13 protein-coding genes, 1 tRNA gene, 1 pseudogene and 1 riboswitch are annotated in these 14,271 nt (G+C 73.0%); of the genes and pseudogenes, 4 read left to right on the forward strand and 11 right to left on the reverse strand.

Translation table 11 applies throughout. From position 1 onward, the window contains the following. Positions 1-116 precede the first annotated feature (116 nt). The 4 genes from ACWCYO_RS03975 to ACWCYO_RS03990 form a co-directional block, all read right to left on the reverse strand. The gene (locus ACWCYO_RS03975; protein ID WP_449783253.1) at positions 117-869 is read right to left on the reverse strand and encodes a cobalt-precorrin-6A reductase; all 753 of its coding nucleotides are present in this window, start codon (positions 867-869) and stop codon (positions 117-119) included. Further along, positions 866-1,627 carry a precorrin-4 C(11)-methyltransferase gene (gene cobM, locus ACWCYO_RS03980; protein WP_270142044.1) on the reverse strand — a complete coding sequence of 254 codons (762 nt, stop codon included), beginning with the start codon at positions 1,625-1,627 and terminating at the stop codon, positions 866-868. The genes ACWCYO_RS03975 and cobM overlap by 4 nt, the downstream gene beginning before the upstream one ends. Further along, complete coding sequence (gene cbiE / locus ACWCYO_RS03985; RefSeq protein WP_449783254.1) at positions 1,624-2,862, reverse strand: precorrin-6y C5,15-methyltransferase (decarboxylating) subunit CbiE; 1,239 nt, start codon at positions 2,860-2,862, stop codon at positions 1,624-1,626. Before cbiE ends, cobM begins: the two co-directional genes overlap by 4 nt. Before the next feature lie 105 nt (positions 2,863-2,967). After that, positions 2,968-3,411, reverse strand: a complete 444-nt coding sequence (locus ACWCYO_RS03990) for a gamma-glutamylcyclotransferase family protein (RefSeq protein WP_449783255.1) — start codon at positions 3,409-3,411, stop codon at positions 2,968-2,970. 132 nt (positions 3,412-3,543) lie between these two features. Between ACWCYO_RS03990 and ACWCYO_RS03995 the strand changes: the two genes are divergently transcribed. Further along, positions 3,544-4,566 carry an EamA family transporter gene (locus tag ACWCYO_RS03995; protein ID WP_333493432.1) on the forward strand — a complete coding sequence of 341 codons (1,023 nt, stop codon included), beginning with the start codon at positions 3,544-3,546 and terminating at the stop codon, positions 4,564-4,566. Here the strand turns inward: ACWCYO_RS03995 and ACWCYO_RS04000 are convergent. Continuing rightward, entirely contained in the window at positions 4,511-5,125 is a 615-nt protein-coding gene (locus ACWCYO_RS04000; protein WP_449783256.1) for a dihydrofolate reductase family protein, read from the reverse strand. The two genes, ACWCYO_RS03995 and ACWCYO_RS04000, sit on opposite strands and share 56 nt — an antisense overlap. 146 nt (positions 5,126-5,271) lie before the next feature. Between ACWCYO_RS04000 and ACWCYO_RS04005 the strand changes: the two genes are divergently transcribed. Further along, complete coding sequence (locus tag ACWCYO_RS04005; protein ID WP_449783257.1) at positions 5,272-5,847, forward strand: TetR/AcrR family transcriptional regulator; 576 nt, start codon at positions 5,272-5,274, stop codon at positions 5,845-5,847. Between the two features lie 76 nt (positions 5,848-5,923). Here ACWCYO_RS04005 and ACWCYO_RS04010 read toward each other — a convergent pair whose 3' ends face one another. Together ACWCYO_RS04010 and ACWCYO_RS04015 are read right to left on the reverse strand one after the other, a co-directional pair. Beyond that, on the reverse strand, positions 5,924-6,547 hold the full coding sequence (locus tag ACWCYO_RS04010; protein WP_449783258.1) for an EF-hand domain-containing protein: 624 nt from the start codon (positions 6,545-6,547) through the stop codon (positions 5,924-5,926). Between the two features lie 88 nt (positions 6,548-6,635). Further along, a complete protein-coding gene (locus ACWCYO_RS04015) occupies positions 6,636-7,037 on the reverse strand; it encodes a cytidine deaminase family protein (protein ID WP_405000791.1) in 402 nt (133 codons plus the stop codon). Between the two features lie 188 nt (positions 7,038-7,225). Further along, positions 7,226-7,321: riboswitch (ZMP/ZTP riboswitch) on the forward strand. 20 nt (positions 7,322-7,341) lie between these two features. Between ACWCYO_RS04015 and ACWCYO_RS04020 the strand changes: the two genes are divergently transcribed. Beyond that, positions 7,342-8,832: a glycine hydroxymethyltransferase gene (locus tag ACWCYO_RS04020; RefSeq protein WP_449783259.1), complete on the forward strand. Its 1,491-nt coding sequence runs from the start codon at positions 7,342-7,344 to the stop codon at positions 8,830-8,832. A gap of 88 nt (positions 8,833-8,920) precedes the next feature. Here the strand turns inward: ACWCYO_RS04020 and ACWCYO_RS04025 are convergent. Both ACWCYO_RS04025 and ACWCYO_RS04030 read right to left on the reverse strand, forming a co-directional pair. Further along, positions 8,921-9,781 (reverse strand): annotated as a pseudogene (locus tag ACWCYO_RS04025) (aldehyde dehydrogenase family protein); the annotation flags it as partial. Positions 9,782-9,934: 153 nt separating this feature from the next. Further along, a complete protein-coding gene (locus ACWCYO_RS04030; protein WP_270142026.1) occupies positions 9,935-10,465 on the reverse strand; it encodes a DUF6624 domain-containing protein in 531 nt (176 codons plus the stop codon). Between the two features lie 387 nt (positions 10,466-10,852). Here ACWCYO_RS04030 and ACWCYO_RS04035 point away from each other — a divergent pair, with 387 nt between their 5' ends. Further along, positions 10,853-11,830: a class I SAM-dependent methyltransferase gene (locus ACWCYO_RS04035; RefSeq protein ID WP_449783260.1), complete on the forward strand. Its 978-nt coding sequence runs from the start codon at positions 10,853-10,855 to the stop codon at positions 11,828-11,830. A 208-nt stretch (positions 11,831-12,038) separates the two neighbouring features. Here the strand turns inward: ACWCYO_RS04035 and ACWCYO_RS04040 are convergent, their stop codons facing one another. Next, complete coding sequence (locus tag ACWCYO_RS04040) at positions 12,039-13,703, reverse strand: APC family permease (RefSeq protein WP_270142024.1); 1,665 nt, start codon at positions 13,701-13,703, stop codon at positions 12,039-12,041. Between the two features lie 296 nt (positions 13,704-13,999). Beyond that, positions 14,000-14,084 (reverse strand) — tRNA-Leu (locus ACWCYO_RS04045). Between the last annotated feature and the right edge of the window lie 187 nt (positions 14,085-14,271).

The raw sequence follows: 14,271 nt of genomic DNA on the forward strand, positions 1-14,271 counted from the left end.
AGTCCGGCCACCTCGACCGCCCGACAGATTCCACCCACCGGACACGCGCCTGAGCACGCGCCCGGACACGCGCCTGAGCACGCGCCCGGACACGCGCCTGAGCACGCGCCCCGGACTCAGACCGTCCGCTCCAGCCAGCGCACCGCGCCCGCCACGTCCGCCGCGACCGGTACGCCCTCCGGCACCGGCGGGCGCTCCACCACGACCACCGGCAGGCCGAGTTCGCGGGCCGCGGTGAGCTTGGGCGCGGTCGCGGCGCCCCCGCTGTCCTTGGTGACGACCACGTCGATCCGGTGGTCGCGCAGCAGCGCCCGCTCGCCGTCGAGGGTGAACGGGCCGCGGTCCAGCAGGACTTCGAGCGAGGGTGGCAGCGGCGGCTCGGGCGGGTCCACCGAGCGGGCGAGGAAGTGCAGCCCGTCCAGGTGGGCGAAGGCGCCGATGCCCTGCCGGCCGGAGCTGAGGAGGACCCGCCGTCCGAGGCCGGGCAGCAGCTCGGCGGCCGCCGCGAGCGAGGGCACGAGGTGCCAGCGGTCCCCGGGGACGGGCGCGAAGCCGGGGCGGCGCAGCACCAGCAGCGGCACACCGGTGGCGGCGGCCGCGAGGGCGGCGTTGCGGGACATCCCGGCGGCGAACGGGTGGGTGGCGTCCACCACGGCCGCCACCCCTTCGGCGCGCAGCCAGGCGGCCAGCCCGTCCGGGCCGCCGAAGCCGCCGATCCGCACCTCCCCGGCGGGCAGCCGGGGTTGGGCGACGCGTCCGGCCAGCGAGCTGGTGACCCGCAGGGACGGACGGCCGTCCAGCGCGGCGGCCAGCGCCTGCCCCTCCGTCGTCCCGCCGAGGATCAGGACGTGCGCCGCGGCCCCGCTCATGCGCCGCAGGGCTCGTGCGGGCGCTCGCGGTCCGCCGAGTAGAGGTGGCTGTCGCGGAACTGCTCGGCGGCGAGCGTGCGGCCGACGATGATGACGGCGGTGCGCACCACACCCGCCTCCTTGACCTGCCCTGCGATGTCGGCGAGCGTGCCGCGCAGCACCAGCTCGTCCGGGCGGCTGGCCATCGCCACCACCGCGGCGGGGCAGTCCGCGCCGTAGTGCGGGAGCAACTGCTCGACCACGTCGTCCACGTAGCCGGCGGCCAGGTGCAACACCAGCAGGGCGCCGCTGCGGCCGAGGGTGGCGAGGTCCTCGCCCTCGGGCATCGGGGTGGCGCGCTTGGCGATCCGGGTCAGGATGACGGTCTGGCCGACGGTCGGCACCGTCAACTCCCGCTTCAGCGCGGCCGCGGCGGCGGCGAAGGCGGGCACGCCGGGGACGACCTCGTACGGAACGGCGGCCGCGTCCAGGCGGCGCATCTGCTCGGCGACGGCGGAGAAGACGGACGGGTCGCCGGAGTGCAGCCGGGCCACGTCCTGGCCCGCCCGGTGTGCGGCGACCAGTTCGGCGGTGATCTGGTCCAGGTTGAGCTGCGCGGTGTCGATCAGCCGGGCGCCGGGCGGGCACTCGTCCAGCAGCTCGCGCGGGACGAGGCTGCCGGCGTAGAGGCAGACCTCGGCGCGGGCCAGGATTCGCTGGCCGCGCAGGGTGATCAGGTCGGCGGCGCCCGGGCCGGCTCCGATGAAGTAGACGGTCACGAGGCGTCCTCCTGGGGGGTGTTGGGCTTGACGGCGGACCACTGGGTGACCGGCATGGCCTGCCGCCACCCGGTGAAGCCGCCGACCGGGACGGCGTGGGCGACGGCCAGTTTGACCAACTCCCCGCCGTGGCGCCGGTACCACTCGGTGAGCAGCGCCTCGGACTCCAGCGTCACGGTGTTGGCGACCAGCCGGCCGCCGGGGCGCAGGGCGGCCCAGCAACTGTCCAACAGGCCGGGAGCGGTGAGGCCGCCGCCGATGAACACGGCGTCGGGGGTGGGGAGTTCGGCGAGTGCGGCGGGGGCCGGGCCGGTCACCACCCGGAGTCGGGGCACGCCGAGCGCGGCGGCGTTGTGGCTGATCCGCTCGGCCCGGACCGGATCGCGCTCGATGGTGACGGCCTGGCAGTCCCGGTGGGCGCGCAGCCACTCGATGGCGATCGAGCCGGAACCGCCGCCGACGTCCCAGAGCAGTTCGCCGGGGGACGGGGCGAGGGTGGCCAGGGTGGCGGCGCGGACGTGCCGCTTGGTGAGCTGGCCGTCGCTCTCGTACGCGGTGTCGGGCAGGCCGGGGACGAGCGAGCCGCGCGGGCCGTCGCCGAGTTCGATCGCGATCAGGTTCAGCGGGTCGCCGGGCGGGTGCGGCCAGTCGGCGGCGGGGCCGTCGAACTGTCGCTCGGCGGGGGAGCCGAGCTGTTCGAGCACGCGCAGGCGGGCGGTGCCGAAGCCGCGCTCGGCGAGCAGCGCGGCGACGGCGGCCGGGGTGCCGGCGTCGGCGCTGAGCACCAGCAGGCGGCGCCCGGGGTGGAGGGCGAGCGCGAGGGCGTCCAGCGGTCGACCGACCAGGCTGACCACCTCGGTGGCCTCCAGCGGCCAGCCGAGCCGGGCACAGGCGTAGGAGACCGAGGACGGGTGCGGCAGGACGCGCAGCCGTTCGGCGCCGACGGTGTCGGCGAGGGTGCGGCCGATGCCGAAGAACATCGGGTCGCCGCTGGCCAGGACGGCGAGGCGGCGGCCGGCGTGGTCGGCGAGCAACCCGGGGACGGCCGGGCGCAGCGGGGACGGCCAGGCGACGCGCTCGGCGGTGACCTCCTCGTGGGGGAGCAGCTCCAGCTGCCGGGTGCCGCCGATCACCACTTCGGCGGACCGCAGCGCGGCACGGGAGTCGGCGGCGAGACCGGGCCAGCCGTCGGCCCCGATCCCGACGACGGTGATCGGAGGTGGCAGCTCGGGCACCGGGTGGCTCCTCGTCGTTCGTTCCTGCTGGCCGGGGCAGCCTACCTGGCGGTATGTCGGCCGGACCCGCCCGCCCTCACAGGTCCGGGCCGGACCCGCCCGCCCTCACCTTTCCGTCCAGTCTCCCGAGGCGATCAGCGCCGGCCGTGCCCGCAGCCGCGCCTCGGCGGCCGGCCCGGCGAGGTACACCCAGGCCTCGCGCCGCTCGCCCGCCGCCGTCCGCACCGCCAACCGCCGCCGCACGTACAGCCCCGTCCCGTCCGCCCGGCAGCCCTCCAGCCGGTCCAGGTCCGCGAGCGCCCCGGCGTACGCGCCCGGGCGCACGGTGACCAGCTCGCCCACGACCCGGCGCCCGGGCGTCGCGTCCGCCACCGCGAACGGGTACCCCGGTCCCTCGTGCAGCGCGGCGCCGTCCAGCACTGCCGGCCGGATCCCGCTGCAGCGCCCGGCCAGGTGGACGGCGTGGTTGCGGCCGCCGCTGCGCAGGGTGCCGTACACGAAGAACGGCAGGGGAGGCTCGATCGGTGAGGCCTGCTCGGACGCGGACACGGGTTCGACCTCCTCGCTGGGGAGCGCCCACGGTACGTTCCGCTGACCGATTGGTGATACCCACTGGCGCGGCGGGCCGCGGATGCGCTGTCATGGCGGATGTTCAGCCAGCACCGTCCTAGGGGGACACCCATGACATCACCCGCCTCCCCACAACCGGCGACGACCCCCGACAGCACCCCCACCGGCAGCACCCCGACCGCCCCCGTGACCGTTCCCGCCACCGCCCGCCTCTCCGGCGCGGTCTGGCTCGCCCTCGCGGTGGTCTACGTGGTCTGGGGCTCGACCTACCTCGCGATCCGGATCGCGGTCGAGACGATGCCCTCCTTCTTCTCCGCCGCCGCCCGCTTCCTCACCGCCGGCCTGCTGCTGCTCGGCTACCTGCTGGTCCGCCAGGGCCCGGCCGGCCTGCGGGTGAGCGGCCGCCAGCTGGCCTCCGCCGCCCTGGTCGGGGTGCTGCTGCTGACCGGCGGCAACGGCCTGGTGGTGCTCGGCGAGACCTCCGTCCCGTCCGGACTGGCCGCCCTGCTGGTGGCCGCCGTCCCGCTGTGGATGGTCGTGCTGACGGCCTTCGGCGGCGGCGAGCGCCCGAAGCGCGCCGAGCTCGCCGGGGTGCTGCTGGGCCTGGTCGGTCTCGGTGTGCTGTCCGCCCCCGCGATCGGCGGGTCCGTCGAGCCGCTCGGTGTGGTCCTGATCATCTGCGCGACGCTGGCCTGGGCGGCCGGCTCGTTCGCGAGCAAGAAGATCCCGATGCCGGGCAACGTGCTCGCCGCGAGCGCCTACCAGATGCTGGCGGGCGGCCTGTGCAACGTGCTGATCGGGCTGGCCCGCGGTGAGCAGCACGGGCTGGACCTCGGGGCCGTCTCCGGCCGGTCCTGGCTGGCCCTCGGCTACCTGGTGCTGTTCGGTTCGCTGCTCGCCTTCACCGCGTACGCCTGGCTGTTGCAGTCGGCCCCGCTGACCCTGGTCGCCACCTACGCGTACGTGAACCCGGTGGTCGCGGTGCTGCTGGGCTGGCTGATCCTGGCCGAGCCGCTGACCGGTCCGACGCTGGTGGGCGGGTCGATCGTGGTGGTCGGCGTCTGCCTGGTGGTGAGCGTCAGCCGGCGGCCGGGGAGTCGGTCGAAGCCGAAGGCGACGTCCGCGCGTAGGTGAGGACGACGTTCCCCCGCTCGAAGATCCGGCTGTCGGTGAGCGTGAAGGCGCGCGGCTCGAAGCCGGCGCGGAACAGCGGGATGCCCGACCCGACCACCACCGGGTACTGCTTGACGATCAGTTCGTCGATCTCGGGCAGCAGCTGACCGGCCAGGTCGGCGCCCCCGCAGAGCCAGATGCCGAGCCCGTCCTCCTGCTTGAGTCGGCGGACGACGCTCAGCGGGTCCTCGGTGGTGACCTCCACCGCCGGGTCCGGGCTGGTCTCCAGGGAGCGGGAGAAGACGATCTGCCGCAGGTGGGCGTACGGGCTGGTGAGTCCGACGGCCAGCCCGGCGTCGTAGCTGCCGCGGCCCTGGAGCACGGTGTCGAACCGCTTGTTGGGGGCGTCCGCGATGCCGACCGCCGCGCGGCCGGGGGTGGCGATGGTCTCCGGGTACTCGGTGAAGATCGTCGGGGTGTAGTCCTCGGTGAGGAACGGGGCGTAGAAGTCGTAGCCGCCGTCCGGCGCGGCGATGAAGCCGTCGATGGTGGCGCCGACGAAGTAGCTGAGCTTGCGCATACGCGTCCTTGAGGTCGAGGTGTGCGCGGGCCGGTTCGGCCCGTCGCGGTAACCACGACAGTTATAGTACTTCGTCTGTAGTGGTTGCAAGGGGATTCGATCGACACCCCGCGTACCCGCCGGACGGAACAGGAGAGAATCGCCCCATGGCCCAGAACCCCGCCCGCCGCACCGCCCTCGCCGACGCCGCCATCGAGGTCCTCGCCCGCGAGGGCGCCCGCGGCCTCACCTTCCGCGCGGTCGACGGGCAGGCCGGCGTCCCCACCGGGACGGCCTCCAACTACTTCGCCAGCCGGGACCACCTGCTCCACCAGGCCGCCCGGCGCATCCACGAGCGGCTCACCCCGGACGCGGCCATCCTCGCCGAGCTGCTGCGCGCCCCCCGCGACCGCGCGCTGGTCACGGCCCTGATGCACGACGTGTTCCGCCGCATCACCGCCGACCGGGCCGGCTACCTCGCGATGCTCGAACTGCGCCTGGAGGCCACCCGCCGCCCGGAGCTGCGGGCCCAGCTCACCGGCACCATCCGGGACGACCTGGAGGCCAACATCGCCTACCACCTGGGCGAGGGCTTTCCCGGCGACCGCGAGACCGTCCTCGTCCTCTACCTCGCCATGACCGGTCTCATCCTCGAACACCTCACCCTGCCCGAGGTGTTGGGCGTCGACGGCCTCGCCGCCCTGATCGAGACCGTCGTGGAGCGGATCGTCCCGGCCGCCTGACCGACGCGCGGAGCGCGCGCAGGCCTCCACCGGCCCGAAGCGGGTCGGCGGAGGCCTGCGGGTCAAGATCTGCTGGTCAGAGCGCGTACGGCGCCTTCCCCGTCCACCAGTTCCCCGGCGCCGCCGGGTCGCGGCTGGTCCAGTACTCGATGATCGCGCTGGTGAACTCGGCCGCCGACAGCGTCCCGTCCCCGTCCAGGTCGAGGCGGCGGAAGGCCTCATCGGCGTCGTCGCGGCAGAGCCCGGCGAAGTGGCCGCGCTGGAAGACGAAGAACTCGCCGGCGTCCACCGTTCCGCTGCGGTCGGCGTCGGCGACGGCGAGGAAGGCCTCGGCCAGGGCGCCGAGGATCTCCCGGGCGGCCTGCGGGTCGTCGGCGAGCGCGCCGGTCGAGGCGACGAACTGCTCGCGGGTGATCGCCTCCGTCCCGGCGGGCTTTCCGGCGAGATGGAGGTCGTGCCAGACCGTCAGGTAGGCGCGGACGATCACGGCCTCCGCCTCCGAGCCCTCCTGGTGGCCGAGCGAGCGGGCCACCGAGTGGCCCATCAGCACGTGGTCCCGCTCGGTGAGCAGTCCGTCCCCGTCGGCGTCGAGGTGGTCGAAACCGTGATTGATCTTCGCGATGAGCAGGTCGTCCGACAATGTGCCCCCTCCGGTGGCGATCTCACGGCTCCTGGGCCGCGGCACGTTGAGCGACGTCACGTCGTCAGCACGCTAACGCCTGGGGCCGCGCTCGCGCAGCCGAACGAAGGGCGAACGGCGGCGCGCGGCGGCGCCCGGCCGCCCCCGCTCAGTCCACCTGGTGGTCGGCCCAGACGTACGCCTCCGGCAGCAGCTCCAGCACCGGCAGGGTGCGCAGCTCCGCGCCCTGCCCGACGATGACCCCGAGCTCCGGGAAGTACTCGAGCAGCACCTGACGGCAGCGTCCGCACGGCGGTATCACCCCGCGTTCGCGGTCGCCCACCGCCACCACCGTGGTGAGGTCGTACGCCCCCTGGCCCGCCGCCGCCCCGATCAGCACCAGCTCCGCGCACGGACCGCCGGTGAAGTGGTAGGCGTTCAGGGCCGTGATGATCCGCCCGTCGGCGTTGCGCCCGGCCGCCGCGACGGTGTGGTTGTCGCCCCGGGCGTACCGCCGGGCCACCTCCCGGGCCGCTTCGACGAGCTCCTGGTCGACGCCCCCGTGATCCATGCCGGACATGAGTGCTGGTCCTCCCTGACGAAAGCCGGAACGCCTCGAGCATGACCGCCCCGCCCGTGATCGCGCCAACGCATATCGCCTCCACATCGCCGATCCCTTTCGCCCCGGGCGAGGACCCCTCAGCGCGCCGCCGCCGGCAGCTCCCGGGCCGCCACGGTCTCCGCGGTGTTGGTACGATCCCGGTGGACCGCGACTGGCGCGTGCGGATGGAATCGACCATCGGGAAGCGGTCCCGTGAATCCTCACGTCCGTTGCCGAGCGCCTGGGCCGTCCGCATCCCCACCAGGAGACCGCCATGGCCCAGCCCCAGCCCGAGCAGCCCCAACTGACCGCCGCACAGCCGCACACCGCCGCGAGCCCCGCGGCCGACACCGCCTTTCGCACCGCCCTGGACGTCGTGGCCGGCGTCGAGCCGCGGATCGCCGCCGCCATCGGGCAGGAGCTGGAGGACCAGCGCGCCTCCCTCAAGCTGATCGCCAGCGAGAACTACGCCTCCCCGGCCGTCCTGCTCGCCATGGGCAACTGGTTCAGCGACAAGTACGCCGAGGGCACCGTCGGCCGCCGCTTCTACGCCGGCTGCCGCAACGTCGACACCGTCGAGGCGCTCGCCGCCGAGCACGCCCGCGAGCTGTTCGGCGCCCAACACGCCTACGTCCAGCCGCACTCGGGCATCGACGCCAACCTCACCGCCTTCTGGGCCGTCCTCTCCCAGCGGGTCGAGAGCCCGGCCCTGGAGCGCGCCAAGGTGCGGGGCGTCAACGACCTCACCGAGCAGGACTGGGCCCAGCTGCGCCAGGAACTCGGCAACCAGCGCATGCTCGGGATGTCCCTGGACACCGGCGGCCACCTCACCCACGGCTTCCGGCCCAACATCTCGGGCAAGATGTTCGAGCAGCGCAGCTACGGCACCGACCCGGAAACCGGCCTGATCGACTACGACGCGCTGCGCGAGACCGCCCGCGAGTTCCGCCCGCTGATCCTGGTGGCCGGCTACTCCGCCTACCCGCGCCTGGTGGACTTCCGCAGGATGCGCGAGATCGCGGACGAGGTCGGCGCGACCCTCATGGTCGACATGGCGCACTTCGCCGGCCTGGTCGCGGGCAAGGTGCTGACCGGTGACCACGACCCGGTGCCGCACGCCCACATCGTCACCACCACCACCCACAAGTCCCTGCGCGGCCCGCGCGGCGGCATGGTGCTCAGCAACGCCGAGCTCGCCGAACACGTCGACCGCGGCTGCCCGTTGGTGCTCGGCGGCCCGCTCTCGCACGTCATGGCCGCCAAGGCCGTCGCCCTCGCCGAGGCCCGCCGCCCCGAGTTCCAGGCCTACGCCCGCGCCGTGGTCGACAACGCCCAGGCGCTCGCCGAGGGCCTGCTGCGCCGCGGCGGCAAGCTGGTCACCGGCGGCACCGACAACCACCTGGTGCTCGCCGACGTCTCCGGCTACGGTCTGACGGGCCGTCAGGCGGAGGCGGCGCTGCTCGACTCGGGCATCGTCACCAACCGCAACTCCGTCCCGCAGGACCCGAACGGCGCCTGGTACACCTCGGGCGTCCGGCTGGGCACCCCGGCGCTCACCACCAGGGGCCTGGGCACCGGCGAGATGGACGAGATCGCCGCCCTGATCGACACCGTCCTGCGCGGCACCGCGCCCACCACCACCGCCAACGGCGCACCCTCCAAGGCGAACTACGCCCTCGACGAGTCCCTCCGCGACGGCATCGCCAAGCGCGCCGCCGATCTCCTCGCGCCCTTCCCGCTCTACCCGGGCGTCGACCTGGTCTGAGCCGTTCCGGCCCGGCCCGACCGCTGCCGCACCAGCGGGTCGGGCCGGGGCCGCCGAACTGCTGGGCGGCAGCCCCGGCTCAACCCCACTAGTACTGCAACGACTTGTACTGCAGGAACTCCTCCAGCCCGTGCCGGCCCAGTTCACGGCCGAGCCCGGAGTTCTTGTAACCGCCGAACGGCGCCAGCGGGTTGAAGCGCCCGCCGTTGAGGTCCACCTGGCCGGTGTCGAGCCGGCGGGCGAAGACGGCGGCGGTGTCGGTGTTCGCGGCCCAGACGCCGCCCGCCAGGCCGTAGGCCGTGCCGGTGGAACCGGTGAACGACACCACGTCCACCTCAGGATGGGCGGCGAGCGCCGCGCCCGCGACCGCGCCGGTACCCGTCACCAGGTTGAACACCCCGGCCGGGAAGCCGGCTTGGTGCACCAGCCGGGCGAACAGCCGGGCCACCAGCGGGGTGTCCTCGGCCGGCTTCAGCACCACCGGGCAGCCGGCCGCCAGCGCCGGGATGACCTTGGCCGTGATCTGGTGCAGCGGGTAGTTCCACGGCGTGATCGCCGCGACCACCCCGGCCGGCTCGGCGAGCACCACCGAGTTGCCGATCCGCTCCTCGAAGGGGTGCTCGGCCAGCTGCGTCAGGTAGGAGGTCGCCACGGTCAGCGGCAGCCCGGCGTGCACGGCCCCGGCGAAGCCGACCGGGGCGCCCAGTTCGGCGACCACGGTCGAGGTGATCTCGCCCTGGGCGGAGGCGATCCCGTCCCGCAGCCGGGTCAGCAGCTCGATCCGCTCCTCGCGGGTGGTGGCGGCCCAGCCGCGGGCCGCCCGGCGGGCCGCCGCCACGGCGGCGTCGACGTCGGCCGCCGCGCCCGCCGGGAGGGTGGCGAGCACCTGCTCCGTCGCCGGGTTCAGCACGGCGATCGATCCGGAGTCCCCGGAGGGCCGCCAGGCGCCGCGGTGTACTGGTCGTCGTACTCCGCGTACTCCTGCACAGGTCGTCCTCTCAGCTGGTCAGCCGCCCGTTGACCGACGGCGCTGGTCAGATGGTCAGTCAAGGCGGCCGGCGGGTCGCGCGCAAGTGCCGATCCCGCCGCGTGGACCGGACGGTCACCTGGGAGCGAACCGCGCCGTGTACTCGTCGAACGGTTCGATCCCGACCTGCGCGCGGCGCTCGTCCAGTCGCTCCGGGTCCTCGCACGGCCACGGCACCGGGCGCCCGTCCGCCACCGCGCCGATCTGGGTGCCGTAGCGCTGCTCGCGCCCCTCGTTGACGGCGAGCCGGTCCTCCAGGAAGGCCAGGTCCCGGGCGCTCGCGGCGCCGACCGCCACCGCCTCGGCCATCAGCTCCACCGCCCGCCGCTGGACGTCCAGTTGACGGTCGGCGTGCTGGGCGACCAGCCAGGCCGCTCGGGCGGCGTCGGCGCCGACGGCCCGCTCGGTCGGCCAGCCGTGCACCGCCATGATCTCCGAAAGCCGGTCCCCGTGGCGGGCGGTGAGCCGTCGCCAGACGGCCTGTTCTGCCAGGTCGGAACTGTGCGCCAGCCGTGCGGTCGCGTTGTCCTCGACCATCATCGCCACCAACTCGGCTGCCAGGGCGCTCCCCTGGAGATCCATCCGGTCACCCCGTGCTGTCGTCATGCCGATCCGCTCCCTGCACTCCGGCCCGCCGGTGGGGCCGCCTGCGACCACGGTAGGTGCCGGAACTGCGACGAAGATCATCCGTGCGACCGGTGACGCGGAGCGGTCGATCGGGACACAATGGACGTACGCCACCCGACAGACCGTGTTCACGTCCGGTCGCGAACCCGCGGGTTCGACGTTTCGGCAATTCGGGCTCCCGAAGCCCTCCTCATCGCCCGGGTGCCGCTGTAGATTGCAGCGAACTCCGTGGCGGGGCCTACTGTCGGTGTTGGGTCGACTCGTGTGCGGCCGGGTGATCCGGTCCGTCTCCTGGCCGGAAGGCCGCCGCCGCGCCGAGATGTTGCTCAGAACCCACAGGTCATCCGTACCGCTAAGGAGCATCCCGTGACCGACACCGCCTTGCAGGGCCAATCGCGGCAGCCCGGCGTACCGGCCGTGTTGGAGGACGTCCCGGGTTGGTTCTGGGACCACGACCGGCACTCCTTCGAGTGGTTCCTGGCGCGGCAGACGAAGCGGGGCGTGACCGGCGACCTGCTGGAGATGGGCGCCTACCTCGGCCGCAGTGCGATCGTGATCGGCGAGCACCTCCAGCCCGGCGAGACCTTCACCATCTGTGACCTGTTCGACTCGGACGCACCGGACGAGGAGAACTCCGACGAGATGGACATCTCCTACCGGAAGACGCTGACCAGGTCGGCCTTCGAGGCCAACTACCTGTCCTTCCACGACGAGCTGCCGGACATCATCCAGGCCCCGACCTCCGTGCTGGCGGGCGGGCGGATCCCGGCCGGGGCGTACCGCTTCATCCACATCGACGCCTCGCACCTCTACGAGCACGTGGTGGGCGACCTCCAGGTGGCCCGGGTCGCCCTGCAGGACCAGGGCGTCGTGGTGCTGGACGACTACCGCGCCCAGCACACCCCCGGGGTAGCGGCCGCGACTTGGGAGGCGGTGTTCAACCACGGCCTCAAGCCGATCATGCTCACCGAGTGCAAGTTCTACGGCACCTGGGGCGACCCGGAGCCGTTCCAGCGCGACCTGCTGGACCGGCTGGACCTCGCGTCCGGCTGCGAGCTCAGCACCGAGACCCTGAACGGCCGGCAGCTGCTGCGGATGACCGGCAGCTCGGAGGGCATCCGGCCGTTCCGCGGCTCCCGCCACGCGCGGCGCCCCAGCGAGGAACAGCCGGAGCCCTCCCGCGCCGCGCTCCGCGTGGCCCAGGACGAGGCCGCGCTCGACCTCGCCGTCCGCCGCGCCCGCGCCGCCGAGGCGCGCCGCCCGGTCAACGTCGCCAAGCGCGCCGCCAGGGACCTCCTCCCGCCGGTCGTCACCTCCGCCATCCGCCGCGCCCGCCGCGGCTGATCGGGCCGGCGAACAGCTGACAGCTGACAGCTGACAGCCGACAGCCGACAGCCGACAGCGAACAGCCGACAGCGAACAGACGACAACGAACGGCCGACAGCGAACAGCAAACAGATGACAGCGAACGGATGACAGATTTCAGACTCTGTCACTTGAACGCCGAAGGGCCGGTCGGAAGCCCGACCGGCCCTTCCAAGCGCGTACCCGCTCAGACCCGCGAAGCCTCCGCGGCCTCGGCGGTCCCAGCCCCAGCCCCGGCCAGGGCCTCGGCGTCGGCCGCCAGCTCGTCGCGCACCTCGGCCAGCGAGGGGTTGGCCCAGGCGCTGGCGACGCCCCAGTAGTAGAACGCCAGCCCGATCCCGGCCACGATCAGCAGGTCCCAGCCCTCCGGCAGGTAGGCATGGCCGCCGAAGTCGGAGCTGCCGGCCCAGGAGATTCCGGCCATCACGAACAGGTAGGCGACCATCCAGGCGCCCGCCTTCAGATGCGGCTTCAGCTCGGCGAACGGCTTGCGCAGCTCGTACCAGGCCCAGATCGGCAGGCCGGCGGCCATCAGCAGGATGACCTTGCCGGTGAGCGGCCACTTGGCCCAGTACAGCACGAGCGAGCCGAACACCATGGCGATCGGCGCGATCACCGGCATGGCACGCAGTCGCACCGGCCGCGGCAGGTCCGGAGCGAGGCGGCGCAGCGCCATCACGGCGACCGGGCCGGTGATGTACGAGATCACGGTGGCGACCGAGACGATCTCGGCCAGCGAGCCCCAGCCGCGGAAGACCGCGAGGAACAGGAAGGCGATCACGAGGTTGAGCACCAGCGCCGGACGCGGGATGCCGGTCCTGGGGTCGACCTTGCCGAAGATCTTCGGCAGGTGGCCGTTCTCCTGCACGCCGTGGATCATGCGCGAGGTGGTGGCGGCGTAGATCATGCCGGTGCCGGACGGCGAGACGAACGCGTCCGCGTACAGCAGCATGGCGAGCCAGTTGAGGCCCCAGGCCATCGCGAGGTCGGCCAGCGGCGAGGTGTAGCCGAGGCCGCCCCAGCCCTTGGCCAGGCCGTCGTCCGGAACGGCGCCCAGGAAGGCGATTTGCAGCGCGATGTAGATCACGAGCGCGATCAGGATCGAGCTGATCACGGCCTTCGGCAGCGACTTGCCGGGGTTGCGGGCCTCGCCGGCCAGGTTGAGCGGCGACTGGAAGCCGTTGAACGCCCAGACGATGCCGGAGGTCGCCACGGCGGTGAACACCGCGCTCCAGCCGTTCGGCGCGAAGCCGCCGTGGTTGGTGAAGTGCGAGGTGTCGAAGTGCGCGAAGAGCAGCGCGCCGGCGGTCAGCGTCGGCACGACGACCTTGAAGACGGTGATCGCCGTGTTGGTCTTGGCGAACAGCGTGATGGCGAACCAGTTCAGCGCGAAGTACACGAGGAGCAGGACGCTCGCGAGTGCGACGCCGCTGGTGCTCAGCTCCTTGCCGTCGTACAGGGCCTTGGCCCAGCCGTAGTGCCAGGAGCTCATGTACTGGACGGACGCGGTGGCCTCGCCCGGGATGACCGAGACGATGGCGATCCAGTTGGCCCAGGCGGCCAGGTAGCCGGCCAGCGAGCCGTGCGAGTACTGGCCGTACCGGACCATGCCGCCGGCCTTGGGGAACATCGACCCCAGCTCGCTGTACGTGAGGGCGATGGTCAGCGCCACGGCGGCGCCGATCACCCAGGCGAGGATCGAGGCGGGCCCGGCCAGCTTGGCCGCCCGCTCGGCGCCGAACAGCCAGCCGGAACCGATGATCGATCCCAGCCCGACCGCGGTCAGGCTGATCGTTCCGAGCGATCGGCGGTAGTTCTGGTGTGATGCCGTCAACGAGTCGGGCTCACTCAACGTATCGGTCCTCTCGCTCGGAGTTCAGCGGATGGTGTCGGTGCTTTTACGGTTTTGAGTCGGTATTCCGGACAAACCCCAGCAGCCTATGGTTCGAAAAGGGGCGAATACCTCAGAGGAAGCTCAAACTGCCCGATCGTTGCCATCTCGTGTCCGGCTTTCGGACGGCTGGACCCGCCGAACGAGACCGACGCCACACCGCCGGGGGCAATGGATCAAGAGGAGGGGCCGGCACCTGGCCGGGAAAAGGAAATTCCCCGTGGCTTCCTTTCGGATTCCACGGGGAATTTCGGCTGTGTCCGAGGGGGGACTTGAACCCCCACGCCCGATAAAGGGCACTAGCACCTCAAGCTAGCGCGTCTGCCATTCCGCCACCCGGACGGGGTGTGTGCTCCGGGGGTTTTTCTCTCGCCCCCTCGGCGACAGAGAGAACATTACCAGGGTTCTGGAGTGCTTCTCACCTGCGTTTCCTCGGCCGCGGTCCACGGCCCGCCCCACGCGCCGCCCGCAGCCCGCCCCGCAGCCCGCCCCCGATGGGGACGCCCGGCCTGGCCGGACTGGCTGGAAC

This window comes from Kitasatospora sp. NPDC001683 (assembly GCF_053596495.1).

Coding starts and splice junctions, on each gene's coding strand:
- ACWCYO_RS04020 (WP_449783259.1), top strand. CDS start 7,342: ATGGCCCAGCCCCAGCCCGAGCAGCCCCAACTGACCGCCGCACAGCCG.
- ACWCYO_RS03995 (WP_333493432.1), top strand. CDS start 3,544: ATGACATCACCCGCCTCCCCACAACCGGCGACGACCCCCGACAGCACC.
- ACWCYO_RS04015 (WP_405000791.1), bottom strand. CDS start 7,037: ATGGATCACGGGGGCGTCGACCAGGAGCTCGTCGAAGCGGCCCGGGAG.
- ACWCYO_RS03975 (WP_449783253.1), bottom strand. CDS start 869: ATGAGCGGGGCCGCGGCGCACGTCCTGATCCTCGGCGGGACGACGGAG.
- ACWCYO_RS04005 (WP_449783257.1), top strand. CDS start 5,272: ATGGCCCAGAACCCCGCCCGCCGCACCGCCCTCGCCGACGCCGCCATC.
- ACWCYO_RS04030 (WP_270142026.1), bottom strand. CDS start 10,465: ATGACGACAGCACGGGGTGACCGGATGGATCTCCAGGGGAGCGCCCTG.
- ACWCYO_RS04000 (WP_449783256.1), bottom strand. CDS start 5,125: ATGCGCAAGCTCAGCTACTTCGTCGGCGCCACCATCGACGGCTTCATC.